At 36.8% G+C, this 20369-nt stretch carries 22 protein-coding genes and 1 riboswitch; of the genes, 13 read left to right on the top strand and 9 right to left on the bottom strand.

Translation table 11 applies throughout. The features are described 5' to 3' along the window. Positions 1 to 15: 15 nt before the first annotated feature. Both D7V20_RS05935 and D7V20_RS05930 read right to left on the bottom strand, forming a co-directional pair. A complete protein-coding gene (locus D7V20_RS05935; protein WP_120383400.1) occupies positions 16 to 624 on the bottom strand; it encodes a GDYXXLXY domain-containing protein in 609 nt (202 codons plus the stop codon). Beyond that, complete coding sequence (locus D7V20_RS05930; protein ID WP_120383399.1) at positions 621 to 2423, bottom strand: DUF2157 domain-containing protein; 1803 nt, start codon at positions 2421 to 2423, stop codon at positions 621 to 623. Before D7V20_RS05930 ends, D7V20_RS05935 begins: the two co-directional genes overlap by 4 nt. Positions 2424 to 2665: 242 nt before the next feature. Then, positions 2666 to 2838: riboswitch (FMN riboswitch) on the top strand. A gap of 108 nt (positions 2839 to 2946) precedes the next feature. Here D7V20_RS05930 and ribB point away from each other — a divergent pair. Further along, positions 2947 to 3606 carry a 3,4-dihydroxy-2-butanone-4-phosphate synthase gene (gene ribB, locus D7V20_RS05925; protein WP_120383398.1) on the top strand — a complete coding sequence of 220 codons (660 nt, stop codon included), beginning with the start codon at positions 2947 to 2949 and terminating at the stop codon, positions 3604 to 3606. 55 nt (positions 3607 to 3661) lie between these two features. Here the strand turns inward: ribB and D7V20_RS05920 are convergent, their stop codons facing one another. Next, positions 3662 to 4192, bottom strand: a complete 531-nt coding sequence (locus tag D7V20_RS05920) for an HPP family protein (protein WP_120383397.1) — start codon at positions 4190 to 4192, stop codon at positions 3662 to 3664. Positions 4193 to 4290: 98 nt separating this feature from the next. Between D7V20_RS05920 and D7V20_RS05915 the strand changes: the two genes are divergently transcribed. Further along, positions 4291 to 4875 (top strand): TetR/AcrR family transcriptional regulator, encoded by a 585-nt coding sequence (locus D7V20_RS05915; RefSeq protein WP_120383396.1) that lies wholly within the window; start codon positions 4291 to 4293, stop codon positions 4873 to 4875. 204 nt (positions 4876 to 5079) lie between these two features. On the opposite strand, the gene D7V20_RS05910 is transcribed toward D7V20_RS05915, so the two are convergent. Next, complete coding sequence (locus D7V20_RS05910; protein ID WP_171407770.1) at positions 5080 to 5460, bottom strand: DUF2750 domain-containing protein; 381 nt, start codon at positions 5458 to 5460, stop codon at positions 5080 to 5082. A 251-nt stretch (positions 5461 to 5711) separates the two neighbouring features. Next, entirely contained in the window at positions 5712 to 6197 is a 486-nt protein-coding gene (locus D7V20_RS05905) for a DUF1289 domain-containing protein (RefSeq protein ID WP_120383432.1), read from the bottom strand. Between the two features lie 237 nt (positions 6198 to 6434). Here D7V20_RS05905 and trhO point away from each other — a divergent pair, with 237 nt between their 5' ends. The 4 genes from trhO to tmpT all read left to right on the top strand — a co-directional run bounded on the left by trhO (position 6435) and on the right by tmpT (position 9336). After that, positions 6435 to 7367 (top strand): oxygen-dependent tRNA uridine(34) hydroxylase TrhO, encoded by a 933-nt coding sequence (trhO, locus tag D7V20_RS05900; RefSeq protein ID WP_120383394.1) that lies wholly within the window; start codon positions 6435 to 6437, stop codon positions 7365 to 7367. A gap of 270 nt (positions 7368 to 7637) precedes the next feature. Beyond that, positions 7638 to 7943 carry a hypothetical protein gene (locus tag D7V20_RS05895; protein WP_120383393.1) on the top strand — a complete coding sequence of 102 codons (306 nt, stop codon included), beginning with the start codon at positions 7638 to 7640 and terminating at the stop codon, positions 7941 to 7943. 109 nt (positions 7944 to 8052) lie between these two features. Further along, positions 8053 to 8631, top strand: coding sequence for a DedA family protein (locus D7V20_RS05890; protein WP_120383431.1), 579 nt, complete (start codon positions 8053 to 8055; stop codon positions 8629 to 8631). A 69-nt stretch (positions 8632 to 8700) separates the two neighbouring features. Beyond that, complete coding sequence (gene tmpT, locus D7V20_RS05885) at positions 8701 to 9336, top strand: thiopurine S-methyltransferase (RefSeq protein ID WP_120383392.1); 636 nt, start codon at positions 8701 to 8703, stop codon at positions 9334 to 9336. A 558-nt stretch (positions 9337 to 9894) separates the two neighbouring features. Here the strand turns inward: tmpT and D7V20_RS05880 are convergent. Then, positions 9895 to 10779 carry a LysR family transcriptional regulator gene (locus tag D7V20_RS05880; RefSeq protein WP_120383391.1) on the bottom strand — a complete coding sequence of 295 codons (885 nt, stop codon included), beginning with the start codon at positions 10777 to 10779 and terminating at the stop codon, positions 9895 to 9897. Positions 10780 to 10882: 103 nt separating this feature from the next. Here D7V20_RS05880 and D7V20_RS05875 point away from each other — a divergent pair, with 103 nt between their 5' ends. After that, a complete protein-coding gene (locus D7V20_RS05875; protein WP_120383390.1) occupies positions 10883 to 11485 on the top strand; it encodes a LysE family translocator in 603 nt (200 codons plus the stop codon). 138 nt (positions 11486 to 11623) lie between these two features. On the opposite strand, the gene D7V20_RS05870 is transcribed toward D7V20_RS05875, so the two are convergent. Together D7V20_RS05870 and D7V20_RS05865 are read right to left on the bottom strand one after the other, a co-directional pair. Next, on the bottom strand, positions 11624 to 12151 hold the full coding sequence (locus D7V20_RS05870; RefSeq protein WP_120383389.1) for a YecA/YgfB family protein: 528 nt from the start codon (positions 12149 to 12151) through the stop codon (positions 11624 to 11626). 67 nt (positions 12152 to 12218) lie between these two features. Beyond that, complete coding sequence (locus D7V20_RS05865) at positions 12219 to 12428, bottom strand: PA3496 family putative envelope integrity protein (RefSeq protein ID WP_010113136.1); 210 nt, start codon at positions 12426 to 12428, stop codon at positions 12219 to 12221. A 388-nt stretch (positions 12429 to 12816) separates the two neighbouring features. Between D7V20_RS05865 and rpoD the strand changes: the two genes are divergently transcribed. Further along, a complete protein-coding gene (rpoD, locus tag D7V20_RS05860) occupies positions 12817 to 14706 on the top strand; it encodes an RNA polymerase sigma factor RpoD (RefSeq protein WP_120383388.1) in 1890 nt (629 codons plus the stop codon). Positions 14707 to 14817: 111 nt separating this feature from the next. Then, positions 14818 to 15105, top strand: a complete 288-nt coding sequence (locus D7V20_RS05855; RefSeq protein WP_120383387.1) for a YbeD family protein — start codon at positions 14818 to 14820, stop codon at positions 15103 to 15105. Between the two features lie 194 nt (positions 15106 to 15299). On the opposite strand, the gene D7V20_RS05850 is transcribed toward D7V20_RS05855, so the two are convergent. Further along, a complete protein-coding gene (locus D7V20_RS05850) occupies positions 15300 to 16031 on the bottom strand; it encodes a CDGSH iron-sulfur domain-containing protein (protein WP_235831601.1) in 732 nt (243 codons plus the stop codon). Between the two features lie 231 nt (positions 16032 to 16262). Between D7V20_RS05850 and lipB the strand changes: the two genes are divergently transcribed. The 4 genes from lipB (at position 16263) to D7V20_RS05825 (ending at position 20366) form a co-directional block, all read left to right on the top strand. After that, positions 16263 to 16922 (top strand): lipoyl(octanoyl) transferase LipB, encoded by a 660-nt coding sequence (lipB, locus tag D7V20_RS05845; protein WP_120383430.1) that lies wholly within the window; start codon positions 16263 to 16265, stop codon positions 16920 to 16922. A gap of 76 nt (positions 16923 to 16998) precedes the next feature. Next, a complete protein-coding gene (locus D7V20_RS05840; protein WP_120383385.1) occupies positions 16999 to 17532 on the top strand; it encodes a hypothetical protein in 534 nt (177 codons plus the stop codon). A 3-nt stretch (positions 17533 to 17535) separates the two neighbouring features. After that, positions 17536 to 18720 carry an iron-containing alcohol dehydrogenase gene (locus tag D7V20_RS05835; protein WP_120383384.1) on the top strand — a complete coding sequence of 395 codons (1185 nt, stop codon included), beginning with the start codon at positions 17536 to 17538 and terminating at the stop codon, positions 18718 to 18720. Between the two features lie 260 nt (positions 18721 to 18980). Further along, entirely contained in the window at positions 18981 to 20366 is a 1386-nt protein-coding gene (locus tag D7V20_RS05825; protein WP_120383383.1) for an APC family permease, read from the top strand. Positions 20367 to 20369 lie beyond the last annotated feature (3 nt).

The raw sequence follows: 20369 nt of genomic DNA, 5'->3' as shown, positions 1-20369 counted from the left end.
TTTTTGAAATAACGTTTAAGCGTTTTTATTTGTAGAATGAAAGCTTTCAAACCAATCACGTTTCGCTTCACAGCCTAAATCTTGTAGCTGATCACCTTTCAATGCGGTGAGTATCGCATTCCCCTGTTCATCAACCTTAAATTCAGCATATTTGGCTTGTTGATAACAATCTGCTAAACCTTCTGCAAATAAAAAACTTTTCGATGCAGGATAGAGCATACTGTGACGATTATTTGGGTTTTGCAAGATCAATCGGTAAGTACGAACCTTCTGAGGTAACTCAAAATGAGTATGAATCACTCGCCTTTGCGCATCTAATTCAACATAAGCAACGATTGAAGACTTATTTTTGATGATTTCATCAAAATACAAGCCTGAAAAAATATGATCTTCTGAATTGATATTGGGTTGATTGGTCTTGTCGAGAGTCGAATTTTGCGGGGCAAAATACAATTGATAGTACAGCGCCATATAATCTCCCTGAAGAATCGAACGTGGATCTACAGGTTGCAAACGCACATAAATACTTTCGCTGTTTTTGAAGTGCAGTTCATTTCTAAAAATCATGCCTAAAAAAATAAGCATGCAGGATAATGCTAAACAAAGCGGAATCATCTTCTTCATGTGCTGAACTCCTGCTTATTTTTAAATTTACTCAAGCTAAACGTCAGTAGCAATAACATGATTCCAGATATAAAAATGCTGAAGCTTTTCATCAGGAATGAGACATCTAATGAATAATATATAAACCATAAAATTAAGCTGAAGCTAATAAGTGCAAAAGCATATATAAGCTTGTCTTGCCGCTGTAATGCCCAAGAAATAACTGCTAAACAAATAAAAATATCGAAATAACCGTAAAAAATGAGTAAAGCGGCAAAAGTAGCTAGAATCAATTTAGCCAATATATTGAACTGGTTTTGGATATGTAAAAAAATAAAAAGAATGAACCACAATATAGGTAAACCATAGGTGAATATAGCAATATGCTCTATTCTTACTAGTTCGTATTTGCCCAATAAGGTATAAAGCCCCATTGAATATAAAATAACCACTAGAACAGCAAGCAATAAACTACGTTGATATTCATCAGGCTTAATCAATTTAATCGCAAGGATTAAAAAATAGAAGACATAATTCCAAAGCACTAAATAGACAAAGTTTTCAATAAAACTTGTCCGACTCCAATATGAATGGATACCTAAAATATGAACAAAACCTGTTGCATATAGCCCCAGAATTTGAATAAAGACAAAAAACCAGTGTAATCGTAAAAAATAGCTTAAAATCAGCATTCCCAATTGAAATAATATAATAGGAAAAATTTGATCCATTAAATCAACAGTATGGAAAATTACGGCAATTTGCCCCGCAATCCATATACAGTAGGCAAGTTGTCTTAAGAATAAACTATACTGCATTTGATCTGAGCGTTTAAATTTTAAAACATAGGCAGCAATAATTACGAAAACTACGCCCATAATCAACGAAAAATTACCCCAAAATGTCAGCATGAGCGATGCAAAAAAAGCCCCTGAAATCCAAGCGCCAACAGCCAATGGGATCGCATTAAATCGACTGTGTGGAATAAATTTGATCAACAAATACGTAATTAAGGCAAACCATACAAAAACAATCAGTGCGATAAAAAATAATTCTAATATTTCATTATTTTTAAACAATGAACCTACAGATTTCACAATAATTAAGGTAAATGTAACCCCCAAAGCAACTGCGGATAAAGCACTACATAGGGTATCTTTATTTTTATAATAGTAACTCAGTGAAATACCGAGTAATAAAAAAGAGCAAATAAAATAAAGAATGCCTTGACCATCGTATAAAAACCTCACCATATGCCAAATAGAAAGTATGGCAAACCACACTAAAAATAAGTAACGTAATTTAGGATAATATTGGATGCAAAAATAGAATTGAATAAGTGCAAACAGGTGAATACAAACTAAAAATAATTCAGGATATTGATCACCCCAAAAGGTTTGTTTAAAAAACAGGAAAAGTGCAATCTGACTGACAATGCACAATAAAAGAAAAATCCCAATATTGTGACGATATAGCCACGGTAACAGCAAAACAGACCAAATTAGAAATAATAAATAACTGTCTGCACCTGTTTGGTAAATTTGCCCAATCACAGCTAGGCTTAAACCAATCATCAAACCACATATGGTATGTAAACATTGCACTAAGAAATCATGCTTTACGACCAGCAAACTACAAATTGCACTCAGCAATAATAAAACCTGAGGAATACCAAGTTGAACGGTTTGCGGCAACATAAACCAGTTGGCAGCAACTAAATACAACATGCTGACAGCAAGTAATGTAAAACCAAAAACCTGTAAATGTTTGATGAATAATTCTGCATTCCAAGAATAGTACTGTGCGGGTATTTTTATCAATCTTCATTCCTCTCTTGTTTTTATTTCAGTATACGAGTCCTTGACAATATCATGGACAGATCGTTTCTAATTTTGTCCCTTATAACAAGATAAATACTGACAACTGAACTCATAATAAGTCAGATCAATAAAAGATATTGTTTCTATTTGGCAAGTCTTTAGCAAAAATTGTTCTATACATAAAACTGATCATTCTATAAAACAGACTACTTTTCTGATTATTTAGGACTATAATCATATGACATCGCTTCAGGGCGGGGTGTAATTCCCCACCGGTGGTAAATTGGTCTGATTTTTAATTCTTTAAATCACGCACCAACAGCCCACGAGCTTATTGAGTTTCGAAAGATTTTCAATCAGCAGATTTGGTGAAATGCCAAAGCCGACGGTATAGTCCGGATGAAAGAAGACGACGTCACAGCTAAAGATTTCCAAAATGATTATTTTGGAAATGGTTTTGTAACGCCACTATTTCTCATGTCCTGAAATGTTCAACCGTATAATTTTTTACGAGAGCGTTTCAATGTCTAGTTTAATTCAACCCGAAATTTTCTTTTCTACCCTTTCCCCTGCGGATCAACGTATCGAACAAGCTTTAGAAGATATGCGCCAAGGCAAACCTGTTTTGGTCATGGACGATTTTGATCGTGAAAATGAAGCTGATTTGATTGTTGCCGCAGAAACTTTAAATGTCGAAACGATGGCACGAATGATTCGTGATGGTTCAGGTATTGTTTGTTTAACACTCAGTGCTGAACTTGCAGATCATTTAGAACTGCCCCCGATGGTGAATGACAACTCTAGCCAATTTAAAACTGCATTTACAGTGACGATCGAGGCTGCAGAAGGCGTAACCACTGGCGTATCTGCAAAAGATCGAACAACAACCATTCACACAGCCATTAAAGATGGGGCTGTAGCGAGCGACCTCAATCGCCCTGGTCATGTCTTTCCACTCCGTGGGCGAGATGGTGGTGTACTCACCCGTCGTGGTCATACAGAAGGTTCTATAGATTTGGCACGTATGGCAGGTTTAAAACCCGCTGGTGTTTTATGTGAAGTGACTAATCTTGATGGAACAATGGCTTCGGGCATACAAGTTTTAGCATATGCACAAACCCATCATTTAACCTTAATCACTATTGAAGAAATTGCACAATATCGTCTAAAACACAATATCTGATTCATTTTATTCGAAGTCTAATTAACGCCAGTTCAGACCACTGAACTGGCGTTTTTTAATTTTTACTGCGCCACAATGCCAAACCGTAATTTGGCCATTTTTGCGCAGCCTTCACATTATTCACCCAATACGCCACCATCACTAAAGCAATCGATCCTGTAAGCACCGGAAATAGTAAAAATGTCCAATCATAATGAATTGTATTCGCAGTCAATAAAATCACTAAGGGATTTGCCCCAGCAGGTGGATGTACACAACGGAAATACATCATCAATGCGATAGCTAAGCCCACTGAAACAGCAATACTCAAAATATGACTACCAAACCATTTCAATAGACATATTCCCACCAAAGCTGAAATAAAATGACCAAGAATCACATTTCTCGGCTGTGCCAATGGAGATTGCGAAACGGCATATAAAATCACACAGCTTGCACCAAACGGCGCCATAATCCATAAATTATGCGATAACTTACTCAATATTAATAAAATAAAAATACTCAGCGTACCTCCAATAAAACTTCTAATAATCTCCTGATTTCTCGCTCTTGGTGCGAGTTTTTCCTTTCCAGCAAATATTGACATAAAGATGCCCTCTCGATTGATTTATTGGGTTTAGCGCGCTAAAATTAAAATAGTACAGATCTGTACTATTTACAATAATCAATGTTGAGAATCAAGCAATGTCTAAATCAGCGATAAAAATTTTGACAACTGCGGAAGAACTTTTTAATAAGAATAGTTTTACCAGTGTCGGTGTAGATTTGATCCGCGATGAGTCAGGTTGCTCTAAAACAACGATGTATACGTATTTCAAAAATAAACATCAGCTGGTTGAGGAAGTTTTAAAACAACGTGATTTACGATTTAGACAAAGCTTGATGGAATATGTCGCAGATGCCCAAGGAATAGATGCACTTGAACAGATTTATGATTGGCATATGCTTTGGTTTCAGCAAGATCATTTTAAAGGCTGTCTATTCGTCCGTGCTGTTGCAGAATCTACCGCAGAAGATATTGAAATTACAAAAATTTCCATTGCACATAAAATTTGGTTACGGCAATTGATTCATCATTACGCTGTTCAAATCAATCAAGATCAATGCATCGCCGATCTTTTTTATAATTTGATTGAAGGTCTAATCAGTAGATTTTTAGTTGAAGGGTTTCATCCAGAAATTGCCCAACAACAAAAAAACATGATCATGCAGCTGATCCAAAATTCCCCCATACCTTTGACTGGTGTTGATCAGGTAAACATCATTTAGTTGTTAACCATCAAAGAATCTCCCCAACCTTCAGCCATATATGAAGCAACAAAAAAAGAGAACCATCGAAAATTTAAAATAATTTTAGATTCCTTGCACAGCGATGTTGCTCATTGCCCTTTTGATCATAGTGACAAGTAAAGCTTCACAAGGAGGAGAATATAAAAAGGCTCAAACAAGTTGTTTACCTTAAGATCATTCAAATCAAGAAGCTAATTTATTCTGTAATGTATTGGAAACTTCTTCAGCTGCAATTAAATGCCCTGAATCTTGCGGAAACTTAAACACGGAAAGTTGGATATTTGCTTGAGTTAATTCAGGTGCAAGTTCGCTGATTAACTGTTGCACGGTAAATGGCGTTGCTTTGAAATTTTCCCATTGTCCAACAGCATTTAACTCAGCAAAAGCTTTATCTGACCAAACAGGAAAGGCTTGAAGACCTTGTGTATCATCTAAAAATGAAGCCCAGCCCTCACCACATAATCCCCAAATTTCACCATTTTCTATAACTTGTTCGATAAAAAATGTGTACTTTTCTTCAGCTGTTAATTGTTTAATTACTTCTAATTCTTTCATTTCAATCATCATCATTCTCTTTTTACGAATATTTATTTGATATAAGTCACATTATATATAAATTTAAATAACCATTTCAAAGATATTTTTAAATTCAGTCCTACAATCCTATCTTCTATTCAGCACAACTACTTTAAATGCTTAACATTACAAATAAAACCCAACAAACTCACGATCTGACAATATGTACTGACCCGAATTTAAATCATTGATATATAAATATAATTAAATTCAAGTAAATAACTTAACTGTACTTTTGTCTAGTGACTTTCTTCTAAATGTAGAATACTTTGTCGAATGCCATCTGCTCTTAACCATGCAAAATCATAACTGGCATTTGCTAGTGCCAAAACTCTACGTTCAAACTCATCCCATAAAGGTTTAACTTGTTTTGAGTCAATACCTAACCCACTATCATGGGCTAAATTTCGATTCTTTTCACAGATTTTAAGCGCATGATAATACTTTCTGCCTTTTGAGGCTGAGTCCAAAACACGTACACGTTTGCTATGGATAAAACCTTCAACATGTTTTAAATCAGCCAAAGGTAATAAGGGTACAAGAATCTGATCCAGTTGTGCATCTAAACGCATCCACACAGCCAGTCGCTGCTCAGCTGAATAGGTATTCCACTGAATCACTTCATGGTTAAAACGACGACAACCACGACAAACTGAATCACCAAATACAGTAGAACAACGACCTGCACAAGGCGTTAATGAAGGGATACGACGTTGGCTATTCAAAATAATATCCTCAAACAAGCAATCAGACACACATTTTTAATGCTAAAACTTAATTCAGCCACACTATATATGGTATATAAAAAAGATTAAAGTACTAGATTTAGTATTTAAAACCATAAAATTTGTCTGCCTTAAAAAATCACTACAATATGTATGGATTTCTCGCATATTCCAATAAATCGCGCTAAAATATGCGCCTTAAAATTTTATCCTATTCTTATACATTTGGAGTTTTCCATGAACGCTACTGTAGAACAGCTTGCACCTGTAGAACAGCAAGCGACCTCTGGTTGGGTTGTTGCAGCGCTTTATCAATTCAAAGAAGTTCAAGATCCTAGCGATCTTCAACAACGTCTTCTAGACTTGGTAAAAACCATCAACCTTTGTGGGACTCTAATTGTAGCAGGTGAAGGCATTAACGGTACAGTTGCTGGTGACAGACAAGCAATTGATATAATTCACCAATTTCTTTTAGCTGAAGGTTTCAATGCGATGGAATATAAAGAATCGCATAGTGATGATAAACCTTTCCGTAAAATGAAAATTAAACTGAAAAGTGAAATTGTAACCTTAGGTGTTGAAGTCAAACCACGTGATCTGGTTGGACATTATCTAGACCCGAAAGAATGGAACGAACTGATTGCACGTGATGACGTGATTTTGATCGATACACGTAATGACTACGAATACAAAGCAGGTACGTTTAAAGGGGCAATTGATCCTAAAACAGAAACCTTCCGTGAATTTCCAGAATACGTAAAACAAAACCTAGAGCAACACAAAGACAAAAAAATTGCGATGTTCTGTACTGGTGGTATTCGTTGTGAGAAATCAACATCATTGTTACTTCAAGAAGGCTTCAATGAGGTTTATCACTTGAAAGGTGGTATTTTAAAATACCTCGAAGAAACCCCTGCTGAAGAAAGTATGTGGGAAGGTGAATGCTTTGTTTTTGATGGACGTACAGCGGTTACACATGGCGTCGAAGAAGGTCTAAATACCAAATGCCATGCTTGTGGATGGCCATTACTCCCAGAAGAAGTTGAATTAACCAGTTATGAACATGGCGTTTCATGTAAATACTGTATCGATAAAACTTCAGAAAAACAAAAAGCAGGCTTCCGTATGCGTCAATCACAAATTGTCGCGGCAAAACGTAAGCGTCTTTAATCGAAATCTGATGATTTCACCAGTAGATCATCTAACAAACAAAAAATATTTCAGCATTCATCTGCAATGATTCAAACCGTAGCCTAAAAACTACGGTTTTTTATTGCTAAATTTAAATCACAAAAAATAAACAAAGTTCACTATTCTCAGTGATTGCTTTTCACTAGAACATTGCTAATTTAATTATATAAATTTAAATAAAATCAGACTTTTAATGCACCAATAAACCGTGACACAAACATCAATTGCAATCATTTTAGGAGTACTGTTATGCAAAAAGTAACTTCAAAATATTCACCTCATTTGACGATGACACATCATCCCGCGGTATTGCATAATTTGAACATGTTACGCAAACGTGTTGATCCACTTAAACTTGAAAAATTATTGAATCAGCAACCGCACTTTCTAGTGTTGCTTTTAGGACTGGTGACAGGTTCAACCATTGCCCTCGCAATTGGCTTCACACTCAAAGCTGATTTAGAGACTTCTTTACTGCTCAGCCTTATTCCTATAGCGCTATGTTATCTGTTACGTAAGGTTTATATTTACACGCTATTGCATTATCAAGATTAATTTACTTTTTTAACTACAATTTCATACTGTTTTTTTATGCAGTAAAATCATAGGATGTTTATAACATCCTATTTTTATTTATAAAATGACCGATTGGATTATTTCTATCATGGAGCAATTGGGGTACTTCGGTATTGCTCTTCTTATGTTTTTGGACAATGTCTTTCCGCCCGTCCCATCCGAAATTATTATGCCTTCAGCGGGTTTTGCAGCATCACAAGGTCAGCTCAGCTTTATTGGTGTGATTGTTGCAGGAAGCCTAGGCTCATTAATCGCTGCTGCTGCGCTTTATTGGATCGGTCGCAAAATATCACATGAAGCACTTTTCAACTGGGTGGACCGTTATGGCAAATATCTCTTTATCAAATCTGGTGATGTTAAAAAAGCTTTAGATTGGTTTGAGCACTATGGTCATCGTGTGGTTTTTTTTGGACGTATGGTTCCTGCTGTTCGCTCATTGATCAGTATTCCTGCGGGTATGAGTCGTATGCCCTTTTGGAAGTTTATGAGTTATAGCGCATTAGGAACCATTATTTGGACCACATTTTTGGCATATGTTGGTTTTTATTTTGGCAATAATACTGAACTGATGCAGCAGATTTTTAGCCGTGTCGGTTATGTGATTATCGCAATATGCATTATTCTCAGTAGTATTTGGCTGTATAAAAAGTTTTATCAAACAAAATAGTATGCAAGATAAATAGGATACTCTAGAAATAAACAACATACTGAATGATCAATAAATTATAGGATTGATATGGAACACGAATTTTGGCATCAACGTTGGCAAGAAAATAGAATTGGTTTTCACCTACCTCAACCTAATCCATTATTACTCAACAATTTGCAATTCCTTGAGTTATCGAAAGACGCACGTATTTTTATTCCATTAAGTGGAAAATCTTTAGATATTGGATGGTTACTTGCTCAAGGATTCCGTATTGCCGCGATTGAATTGAGTCAAAAAGCTATTGATGCACTCATCGATGAATTACAGCTTGAATTTACACAGCATCAGGTTGGTGAATTGGTTCATTATCAACATGAAAGGATCGACTTATTTGTTGGCGATATTTTTCATCTCAGCAAAAATATACTAGGTCATATCGATGCAATTTATGATCGAGCAGCGTTGGTTGCATTACCTGAAAAGACACGTATTCAATATACAGCGCATCTGACTGAATTAGCTTATGTTCCTCAGTTAATCATCAGTTATGAATATGATCAAAATAGTTATGAAGGCCCTCCTTTTTCCGTAACTGAAGCTGAAATTCGTCAACATTATCAAGATGCTTATCAAATTAAGTTATTAGAACAAGTTGATTTATCGGACAGTTTTAAAGGACAAAATTCGATGGAAAAAGCTTGGTGTTTAAAACCTCGTGAATAATATTTTAGGTGTGTAATTTTTTGTTCAACATGATTGAACTTACCACAATATTTCTATTGAATTACGTATATCACAAGTATCAATACATATATAAAACAATTATTTAGAATAAGCATGGATGTACAACATGAATATCTATAACTATAAAATTAAAAACCGCTTTTGGATAAGTTTAGCCATTCTGCTTCTTTCTATGCCTGCATTATTATTTTTTTTATTGAGCATTCCTTTCGTTCTTGAACTTGCAATCAATTTTCTTGATGATACCGTTTTTCTAAGCATCATATTTTATCTCGCAGTTTGTTGTGGGATCGCCTCTTGGGGATTTTTAATCTATATGACAAAACATTGGATTTATAATCATAAATTAGGAAGAACTAAACCACTAATCGCTTCAATACTCACCACATGCTATCTGATATTTATATGTTTCGGTAATTTTGAGATCATCTTCTATCTTTTCCTTATCTGTAGCCCAAGTATTCTTTTTGCGAGCTATCTGGTTTGGTGGCATTCATCCAAAAAATACTTGTCTAAAAGCCACGATTTCTAGATATCTCAATGATTAGAAAGCGCAATAAGCTTGGATTGACTCACTCTCATTTCTTCTATAAGCCAGTCCTTAAAAATCATTTTATCTACATCATCCTCAAAAGGAGTCGCTGAAAGCAAATAGTAAGCAGAACCATCAGGGTCAATCGGTGTAAGCATTTCAAACAATTGAAAATTCAACTCTTTTTCAACCATATAACCTGACACGATAGTCGCCCCTAAACCCGCTAAACAGGCCTCTATACATAAATAGAAATGCTCTAAGGTCAATTTTTGGAAACCTTTAAACTGAGCTTTATATCGGTCCTTGAATTGCGTCCATAACTTGGGCCGTGAGCTAGAAACAAAAAGCTGTTGCGTTGAATATGAATTATTTTTTCGTGCAATACAAAGCACATATTCGTCTGCTATTTTTTCACTATAAACAGCGTTCCCCCAATCAAAATCATTGCGCCTTAAAGCCAAATCAATCGATTGCGTTTCAAAATCAACCTCTCCACCATCGGTTAATAAGCTGATCTCAATCTGTGGATGACGTTGCTTAAATTGAATTAATCGAGGAATAAGCCACTTCATCGCAATAGTCGGTTCACATGAAAGTGTCAGTGTTTTATGCGACTGAGATTGTGCTTTTAACTGCACCAAACACTGATCAATTTGTGGAAAGACCTGCTGACAACAATCAAACAAAAGCTCACCATCACCCGTCAGTTGTAATTTTTTACCTTCACGAATAAATAAGGTAAAACCTAGCGCCTCTTCGAGGTTCTTTAATTGCTTACTGACCGCGCCCTGTGTCACAAACAGCTTTTCCGCGGCGATTGTTACGCTGCCATAACGTGCCACATAATAAAAAAACTTGAGGGAATTCAATGATAATCGCTCAATCATTCCAAAAACTCATATTTAAATAAGAATTAAATTCGATTTTAACTATAGCAAATATATGAAAAATATATAAATCCTTTTATTCAATTCCAATAAGGTTAAATGAGTGAATGAAATAATAATGATTGCATCGGTCACCTTGCTGGCTGTGATCAGTCCTGGAGCTGACTTCGCATTGGTGAGTCGAAATAGCTATTTATATGGGCGTAAGCAAGGCATTTATACCGCCTATGGCATCGCTTGTGCAGTGTGGATTCACATTAGTTATAGTTTGATGGGGCTTAGTTTTTTACAACACCTGCTACCTAGCCTTTTGCATATTATTCAATATATTGGTGCGGGCTATTTGATGTACATCGGATACCAAACTTTCACTCAACAACAAGTGAATGACACACAAGGCAGCGGCTTTATCCACCCATGGCAAGCGTTTCGGCAAGGTGTACTCACCAATAGTTTTAACCCTAAAACCACTTTATTTGTAATGAGCATCTTTGCGCAATTGCTCACGGCAGAAAATCACCTGCTAAAACTGATTGGCTATGGCTGTTTTATATCTATAAGTCACTTGATTTGGTTTATAGCCATTTCTATATTTTGCTCTACTCCTACAATCAGAAATAAAATTCTACTCAAACAAGTCATCATCAATCGTATGATTGGCATTGTACTAAGCAGTCTAGGGCTTTGTTTGTTACTGACAAATTAAAAATCGATTTGTTGCAGATACAGTTGCATTACCAAAGCACAAAACATAAAAAAGCACCTTCGAAAGGTGCTTTTCAATTTCATTAAATGACTTTCTTGCTGTTTAATCCATGAGCCACAATTAACGGCTCAAGAATAATCATTTCGCTGGCGTATGATACATCAAATAAATTTCATTTAAATTGTCTGGAATTTCTTCCGCTATTTCATCCATCAATTGACCATTGCGACGGAAAGACTCCATTTGAGGGTCTTCATCATCGACACCACTAAACACCATCATTGGTAGTGTTAAATCAACAACTTGCTCTTCGTATTCTGGTGCAAACCAAGCATCTTCATTCAGGAACATTGCGTCTACAAAACCAACACTCCAGTCGCCTAGACTTGATTCAACATCTGCTTCTTCAATTTCAAAAGGAAACTCAATCCCTTCTTCATTGGCTAAGTTTTGACGAATCGCATCTAACCAAGCCTTAATTTGTGCAATGATTTCCGCAGGTACTTTCTTTTGATTATTGTCAAATAGCTCATCAAGCCATTTGTCAAAAGTTGGGCCTACAGCAGTCGCACATAAAAAACCATGAGTCGCAGCAAAATCTAGACCATATTCATTTTGGTCACCATCTAAATAGTCACTTAACAGATCTAAATCTAAAGCACTCATTTTATTTCCAGTTTAGTTTGTATCAGGGTGAAGCATAGCATTTTCCCACACTATGCCCAATGTATTTTTAATCTTCTTCGTCGTCGTCAAGATCGTCATCATCAAGATCATAATCAAAATCTTTTAACTCTCGTTCTAAACGACGTTGAGCAAGTAAGTCATCTATTAAACGACGCTTTTCTAAGGATTCTTTAGCGCTAATTTTGCTTGATGACTCATCAAAACTAACATCATCATCACCGTAGTTATCATCTAGTTCAAAATCTGTAGAAGACACTAAAACTACCTCATAATGAAAAAAAGTGAATGGGTCTAGGCGCTATTTATCCCGCTTCTAAAAACTTGTCAAGTTTTATTTGTTTTTTTTGCATTTAAATCGATTTTGGGGCTTTTTTTCTGACCATTTTTTTGGCATGATATAATCCACCCTGTATGTTTCTATTTTACTCTTGGTTCAAGATTGAAACACACATGGGATGAACTTGAAAATAACAATTTCACCCCCACCTATTGCACTGAATTTAAATTTTTTAAATATTTCATCAGACAGTTTTTTGACTGTTTTCACTGATGAAATAGGTAAGCTATTCACAAATTTATTCATATGAATTGTGCTATAATGCACGGTTTTTTACTGCCACTGATTCAACGAGAAGAGAGTAAAGATGAGCGAAATGCATTCCCCTACTTCACAAGTAGCGGCTCTTATTAGCCGAGGCAAAGAACAAGGTTACTTAACCTACGCTGAGGTTAACGATCATCTGCCAGACTCGATCACTGAAAGCGAACAGATTGAAGACATTATTCAAATGCTTCAAGACGTTGGTATTCCTGTACACGAACGTGCACCAGAATCTGATGATACGATGTTCGAAGGGAATAGCGAAGCTGCTGATGAAGTTGCGGAAGAAGAAGCTGCCGCCGTACTTGCTTCTGTAGAAAACGAACCTGGTCGTACCACGGACCCTGTACGTATGTATATGCGTGAAATGGGTACTGTTGAACTCTTAACACGTGAAGGCGAAATTAGCATTGCCAAACGTATCGAAGAAGGTATCCGTGACGTATTGCATTCAATTGCATATTGGCCAAATGCTGTCGAAGTGGTTTTACAAGAATATAAAGATTATGAAACAGGCGAACGTCGCCTTGCAGATATTTTATCGGGTTATTTAGATCCTGAGTCAGATGAAATCATTCCTGAAGTTTTAGAAGAAGAAGCTGAAGAGTTAGATGATGACGAAAGTGCATCAGCAAAACCAACCAAAGATGTAAAACTGGATGATGATGACGATGAAGAAGAATCTGAAGGTGATGATGATTCTGAAGGTGAATCAGGCCCAGACCCAGAGATTGCTAAAGCTCGTTTTGAAGAATTAGCATCGGTTTGGAATACTGCAAAAGAAACGCTTAATAAACACGGTCGCAATAGCCCTGAAGGCAAAGAAGCGATTGAATCGCTTGCAACTGTGTTTATGATGTTCAAATTTACACCTCGTTTATTCGATATCATTTCTGAAATGATTCGTGGCACACATGAGCAAATTCGTACTTCAGAACGTGAAGTTATGCGTTACGCAGTTCGCCGTGGTCGTATGAATCGTACGCAATTCCGTACATCTTTCCCAGGCCAAGAATCAAATCCAGCTTGGTTAGACGAGCAAATTGCAAAAGCACCTGCTGAATCAAAAGCATATTTAGAAAAAGTTCGTCCAGATGTATTGGCTTTCCAACAAAAGATTGCTGATATTGAAAAAGAACTGAATCTGAATGTGAAAGAAATTAAAGACATTTCTAAACGTATGGCGATTGGTGAAGCAAAAGCTCGTCGTGCAAAAAAAGAAATGGTTGAAGCGAACTTACGTTTGGTTATTTCGATTGCGAAAAAATATACCAACCGTGGTTTACAATTCCTTGATTTGATTCAAGAAGGTAACATCGGTTTGATGAAAGCCGTGGATAAGTTTGAATACCGTCGTGGTTATAAATTCTCAACTTATGCAACATGGTGGATTCGTCAAGCGATTACCCGTTCGATTGCAGACCAAGCACGTACTATTCGTATTCCAGTACACATGATCGAAACCATTAACAAGATCAACCGTGTATCTCGCCAATTGCTTCAAGAAATGGGTCGTGAACCAACACCTGAAGAACTAGGTGAACGTTTGGAAATGGACGAAGTTAAAGTTCGTAAAGTGCTTAAAATTGCCAAAGAACCGATTTCTATGGAAACGCCGATTGGTGATGATGAAGATTCGCATCTTGGTGACTTTATTGAAGATGGTAACATCACCTCTCCAGTCGATGCTGCGACTTCAGAAGGCTTAAAAGAAGCAACACGCGTAGTATTGGAAAACTTAACTGAACGTGAAGCCAAAGTATTGAAAATGCGTTTTGGTATTGATATGCCAACGGATCACACCTTGGAAGAAGTGGGTAAACAGTTTGACGTAACACGTGAACGTATTCGTCAGATTGAAGCGAAAGCCTTACGTAAGCTTCGCCATCCATCACGTTCAGAGCATTTGCGTTCTTTCTTAGAAAATGATTAATCTAAGATTACTTTAGGGACTTGAAAAACAATCGAGGATCCCCATTAAGTAATTAAGAGAAATACAAAGCCTGCATTCTCGCAGGCTTTGTTTATAAATTAGAGGTGAAACATGTTAGACCGCACTCCATCTCGTGAATTACAAGAAGATCTTTGGGTTTTTCCAATGGATTACCCAATTAAATTGATTGGTAATTCGGGTGAAGAACTCAAAGGTGCAGTTGTAGAAATTTTGGTAAAACATTTCCCAGAATTTGATGAAGCAACACTTGTTGTACAACCATCACGTACAGGCAAGTATCATTCAATTACTGCACAATTACGTTTTGATGAACTTGAACAAGTTCATGCCCTTTATGCTGATTTAGCTGCTTGCGAACATATTCGTACTGCGTTGTAATTTAGAAATGAATAAAAAAACACGTTAATTAACGTGTTTTTTTATTTCTAAGATTCGTATTCAATAAAAGCTACTTATCATTTTAAACGAACCTTTGCCCCACAGTACAATCACGATACTCAATAACCAAGACACTCAACTGGCTTTACTTGGATAATAGCTTGCTTTTCAAAAAGCAAAAATACGTGAAAACACTACTCAATCCCATCCTGATATTTCACCGAAGCATGTGCCCCATTACAAAATGGTTTATTGGATGATTTTCCACAACGGCATAATGCCTGACGGTTACGAATTTCATAAGATTGCCCATCTGCACTTTCTACACGCACTCCACCACGTACCATTAATGGGCCACTACACCCAATGCCAGGATCTTCAATGGGGTAAATACCTGCATCTTCGGCGATTTCTATCGGTTGTAACGTTTTTTTATCCCAAACCAGCAATCGTCCAGCAGCGCAATTATGTACCATAAATTCAGTTAGTTGCTCGTGTTGTTTACCTTGCATTTGGACTTCATTCCAGACACGATTACCATTGTCACAAAATCTTGAGAATGCACAATAATTTTCATTATCCGTCAAAATCTGAGTAGGTCCATCAATTTCTGAAGAGCCTTCGAGCAAAGGTGTAAAGTTTTTTGCTTCCGTTAAATCTTCACCGGCTTTTAAATGTGATCCATCACAAAATGGCGCTTTTTTACTATGTCCACATCTACACAAATACATTTTATCTTGGCTTTCAAATGTTTTACCTTCCCTATAGCGTCCCGAGTTCCCTGTCTCATTTTTTTCAATAAAAACTTGCAAGAGTTTAGGGCTTCCATGCACTAAATAGGGTCCATCTTTGGTGACTTGAATATAAATTGTTTCTGGTGCAGGGGTTGTACCTGTTTGAATAATATAACGTGGTTGTGTTGTCATTTTAATAGAGTCCATGTCGTTGTTATCACTCTATAGAATGCATCGAAATTGAAAATTTATATCAGCTTTTTTGTAATAGATAAAAAATATTCTCATTTCATTTTTGACTTTAATCTTTAAACAGATCAATAAACACTGAGGAAATATTGATATAATCGTTTTAGACTTCGCCATTCTTGAGTAAATTTCTTTATAATCGATTTTATTTGAATTTTTAAAGGACGCATGTCTGTGAATGATGCTGTTCTAAAACCTTCTCTCATTATCCGTCAATATTCCCAACTCACGCCTTATTCAGACCGCTTTCACGAAATGAAATCTTATACTGAACAGCGTGATGAACACTCCCCTGACCAACTTTGGATTTTGCAGCATCCTGATGTACTCACCCAAGGGCAAGCAGGAAAACCTGAGCATATTTTAGTCCCAAGCGATATTCCGATTGTGCAATCAGATCGTGGCGGACAAGTCACATGGCATGGTCCTGGTCAAATGGTCATTTACTTCATGTTTGATTTAAATCGCTTGAAATGGAATGTACGCACACTGGTCACTTATGCAGAAAACTTAATGATTAATCTGCTCAAAAAATACGATATCGAAGCCTATGCAAAACCTGATGCACCCGGTGTGTATGTGAATGATCAAAAAATTGGATCGCTTGGTTTTAAAATTCGAAAAGGCCGCAGTTATCACGGTTTAGCTTTGAATATTGATTGTCATTTAGATGGTTTTCACACCATTAACCCATGTGGATATGCTGGTTTAGAAATGGTTCGTATTTGTGATCTCGTTAAAAACTATCCTGATTACAAGCAATTATGCCATGATGTAATTGAATATTTACAACAGAGCGGTTACTTTAATGACGTTAAAGTCATTTCTGAATAAATGACTTTCTTTTTGCATCAAAACAAATTAGAGTAATTACTCTAAAACAGAAATACAATTCAAAAAGGACAAGCGTGTGATTGCAAGTAAATCTGTTAAACCCGCTTTAGAGCAAGCTTATGTCAAAGTCATGATGGATGTGATTGGCAGAGGCTTAGTTATGGCGAGTCAAGTTGATGACGAAATAAAACATGAAGTATCAGCTCTCCCTGTTGGTTTTACACTCTCAATGAAAGTTTTTCCAAATGGAGCTGCATTCATTGCCAAAGTAAATCAAAACCATCAGCTTGAACTGGTTAAATCTATGGACGGTAAACCTGACCTTTCAATAATATTTAAGCACGTCCATCATGCTTTTTTAGTATTTTCTTTCCAAGAAAGTACAGCTCAGGCTTTTGCCAATGATCGCATGATTGCAGATGGTGATGTGGCGAATGCTATTCGTTTGGTCCGTTGTTTAAATAAAATGGAAGCTTTAATTTTACCTAAACTGGTCGCTGAACTGGCAGTGAAAGAATACCCTACCGATTTATCGTTAAAAGAAAAACTAGCTGGTGCTGCAAATATTTATCTTAAAGTTGCACAATCATATTTAAAAGGGAGCGCATAAGTCATGGCTAAACCATATTACGAATTTTTTTGTCCTGTAAAAGTGATTGCTGGTCATGCTGCACTCGAACATATCCCTTTTGAATTGGCTGTTTTAGGCTCAAAACGCCCAATGATCATTACAGACAAAGGCGTGCGTACCAATAATCTATTAGCACCTATCGAAGCATCATTTGAATCAACCGATATCGAAATCGGCTTTATTTTTGATGATGTTCCACCTGATTCAAGCTTAGAAACAGTACGTGCAGCAGCTCAGGCTTATCGTGCAAATCACTGTGATGCTATCATTGCAGTGGGTGGTGGTTCAGTTATCGACACCTCTAAAGCTGCCAATATTCTTGTTTCTGAAGGCGGCGATGATCTGTTGAAATATTCAGGTGCGCATAACCTCCCTAAACCACTTAAGCCTTTTTTTGTGATTCCGACGACATCAGGTACAGGTTCTGAAGTTACCCTTGCTGCTGTTGTTTCTGATAATCAAAAAAATGTGAAATTGGCTTTTGCTTCAAACTATTTAATGCCACATGCTGCGATTTTAGACCCGCGCATGACACAAACATTGCCACCGCATTTAACGGCTATGACCGCTATGGATGCAATGACACATGCGATTGAAGCCTATACATGCATTGCTGCAAATCCTATTTCAGATGCCTATGCAACTGCCGCAATCAAAAAGATTAGCAATAACCTATTCAATGTTTTAGAAACCCCAACCGATGCACATGGTCGTCTTGAATTAGCTCAAGCGTCAACCATGGCTGGTATTGCTTTTTCTAATTCAATGGTTGGGATTGTCCATTCTCTAGGTCATGCCTTAGGCGCAGTTGCACATTTACCGCATGGTTTATGTATGAATTTGTTCCTTCCATACGTATTGGACTACAACAAAGAGGTGAATGGCGACAAAATTGCGGATTTATTGCTTCCTCTTGCAGGGCCTGATATTTATGCACAAACGCCTGCAAATGAACGTGCCAATAAAACCATCGCAACATTAAAAGAAATACGAGATCGTCTACACGCTGTAACCAAACTTCCTCGTACATTGAGTGAGACTGGTAAAATCACCAAAGAACAACTGGATGCTGTTGCAGAGAAAGCGTTAAATGATGGGTCAATCATTTTTAACCCGAAAGAAGCAACGCTCAAAGACTTAAGAGCGATTTTAGACAAAGCGTGGTAATCGATAAAACGATTGTTTAACGTTTTAAAAAGCCTAATGTTAGATCGACATTGGGCTTTTGTTATTTTGAACTTAAAGTCATCTATTTTTTAGACAAGTTGGTACATTTTCTGCTAAAAAAATAACAAAGTTACTGACAAAAGCCACCTTTTTAGAGTAGATTGGCGAACTTTTGTTTTATTTGTAGGGGGGATCGTTCGTCTCAAACGATCCTTATAAACATGACTGATCCTTGATCAACGATTAAGAGGACAACGCCGTTGACAAATATCTCTGGGACTCAATCGGCAGCTAAACTGCAAAAAACGCTTGGCTTTTGGCACATCATCATTATTGGTTTGGCATATATCCAACCCATGACCCTATTTGATACTTTTGGTTTAGTATCTGAAGAAAGTCATTATCACGTTCCAACGTCTTATATCATTGCGCTGATTGCAATTTTATTCACATCCATTAGTTATGGCCATATGATCCGTCGATATCCGTCGTCGGGTTCTGCATATACTTATGCACAAAAATCCATTCACCCGAATGTAGGCTTCATGGTAGGTTGGTCATCTTGGTTAGATTATTTACTCTCACCAATGGTCAATATCATTCTGGCTGTGATTTATTTGGAAGCACTGTTCCCTGAAGTCAACCATTGGGTTTGGGTCATCGGGCTTACTGCTGTAATGACGGCGGTGAATTTACGTGGTGCTAAATTCGTTGCAAACTTTAACAGTCTCATTGTATTTGTACAATTAGGGGTTATTGCTTACTTTACATGGATGGTTTACCAACTTTTAGCTGGTGGTGTAAATGCTGATGGTACTTTGGTCAATGCCAAATATCAGTTATGGAGCTTAGAACCATTTTGGAATGAGATGACCTCTCTAGGTGCATTAATCACAGGTGCGACTTTACTGTGCTTCTCATTCACAGGCTTTGACTCACTCAGTTCTCTTGCAGAAGAAACCAAAGATACTGAAAAGACATTACCACGTGCGATCTTTATGACTGCATTATTTGCTGGTGTGATCTTTATTATCAGTACTTACTTCATGCAGATTTATTTCCCGAATGACCCTAAAACCTACTTTGAAGATGTTGCTGCGACGCAACCTGATATTCTTCAAGCAGTCGGTGGTGTTGCATTTAAAACTGTTGTGCTTTATTTCGCAATCGTAACCGTTATGGCTTCAGGGATTTCTGCTCATGCGGGTGTATCACGCTTGATGTATGTAATGGGCCGTGATGGTGTGATCAATAAGAAAGTCTTTGGTCATATTAGTCCAAAAAGTTTTACCCCTTCATATAATATTTTGATCGTAGGTGCAGTTGCTTTAACAGCTGGCTTTATGGATCTTGATATTGTTATTTCAATGATCAGTTTTGGTGCTTTAACTGCATTTACATTTGTGAATTTATCGGTGATTTCACGCTATGCATTGCGTGATGGCCGTACCAAAACATTTAAAGATATTATAAGCTTTGTGATTATTCCTTTGCTTGGTTTTATTAGTATCTTTGCAATGTGGCTTGAAATTGAAGAAACTGCTTTAAAATTCGGTTTGTGGTGGGCGATGTTCGGTATCCTTTACTTAGGTTATAAAACCAAAGGTTTCCGTTACCCTGCTCCGCAACATAATGAACATGAATAAGCA

It is taken from the genome of Acinetobacter rongchengensis, assembly GCF_003611475.1.
GTDB lineage: Bacteria > Pseudomonadota > Gammaproteobacteria > Pseudomonadales > Moraxellaceae > Acinetobacter > Acinetobacter rongchengensis.
The sequence above is the reverse complement of the archived record's forward strand: the minus strand, read 5'-3'. Positions and strand labels throughout refer to the sequence as shown.

Coding starts and splice junctions, on each gene's coding strand:
- D7V20_RS05935 (WP_120383400.1), bottom strand. CDS start 624: ATGAAGAAGATGATTCCGCTTTGTTTAGCATTATCCTGCATGCTTATT.
- ribB (WP_120383398.1), top strand. CDS start 2,947: ATGTCTAGTTTAATTCAACCCGAAATTTTCTTTTCTACCCTTTCCCCT.
- D7V20_RS05920 (WP_120383397.1), bottom strand. CDS start 4,192: ATGTCAATATTTGCTGGAAAGGAAAAACTCGCACCAAGAGCGAGAAAT.
- D7V20_RS05915 (WP_120383396.1), top strand. CDS start 4,291: ATGTCTAAATCAGCGATAAAAATTTTGACAACTGCGGAAGAACTTTTT.
- D7V20_RS05910 (WP_171407770.1), bottom strand. CDS start 5,460: ATGATTGAAATGAAAGAATTAGAAGTAATTAAACAATTAACAGCTGAA.
- trhO (WP_120383394.1), top strand. CDS start 6,435: ATGAACGCTACTGTAGAACAGCTTGCACCTGTAGAACAGCAAGCGACC.
- D7V20_RS05895 (WP_120383393.1), top strand. CDS start 7,638: ATGCAAAAAGTAACTTCAAAATATTCACCTCATTTGACGATGACACAT.
- D7V20_RS05890 (WP_120383431.1), top strand. CDS start 8,053: ATGGAGCAATTGGGGTACTTCGGTATTGCTCTTCTTATGTTTTTGGAC.
- tmpT (WP_120383392.1), top strand. CDS start 8,701: ATGGAACACGAATTTTGGCATCAACGTTGGCAAGAAAATAGAATTGGT.
- D7V20_RS05880 (WP_120383391.1), bottom strand. CDS start 10,779: ATGATTGAGCGATTATCATTGAATTCCCTCAAGTTTTTTTATTATGTG.
- D7V20_RS05870 (WP_120383389.1), bottom strand. CDS start 12,151: ATGAGTGCTTTAGATTTAGATCTGTTAAGTGACTATTTAGATGGTGAC.
- rpoD (WP_120383388.1), top strand. CDS start 12,817: ATGAGCGAAATGCATTCCCCTACTTCACAAGTAGCGGCTCTTATTAGC.
- D7V20_RS05855 (WP_120383387.1), top strand. CDS start 14,818: ATGTTAGACCGCACTCCATCTCGTGAATTACAAGAAGATCTTTGGGTT.
- D7V20_RS05850 (WP_235831601.1), bottom strand. CDS start 16,031: ATGACAACACAACCACGTTATATTATTCAAACAGGTACAACCCCTGCA.
- D7V20_RS05835 (WP_120383384.1), top strand. CDS start 17,536: ATGGCTAAACCATATTACGAATTTTTTTGTCCTGTAAAAGTGATTGCT.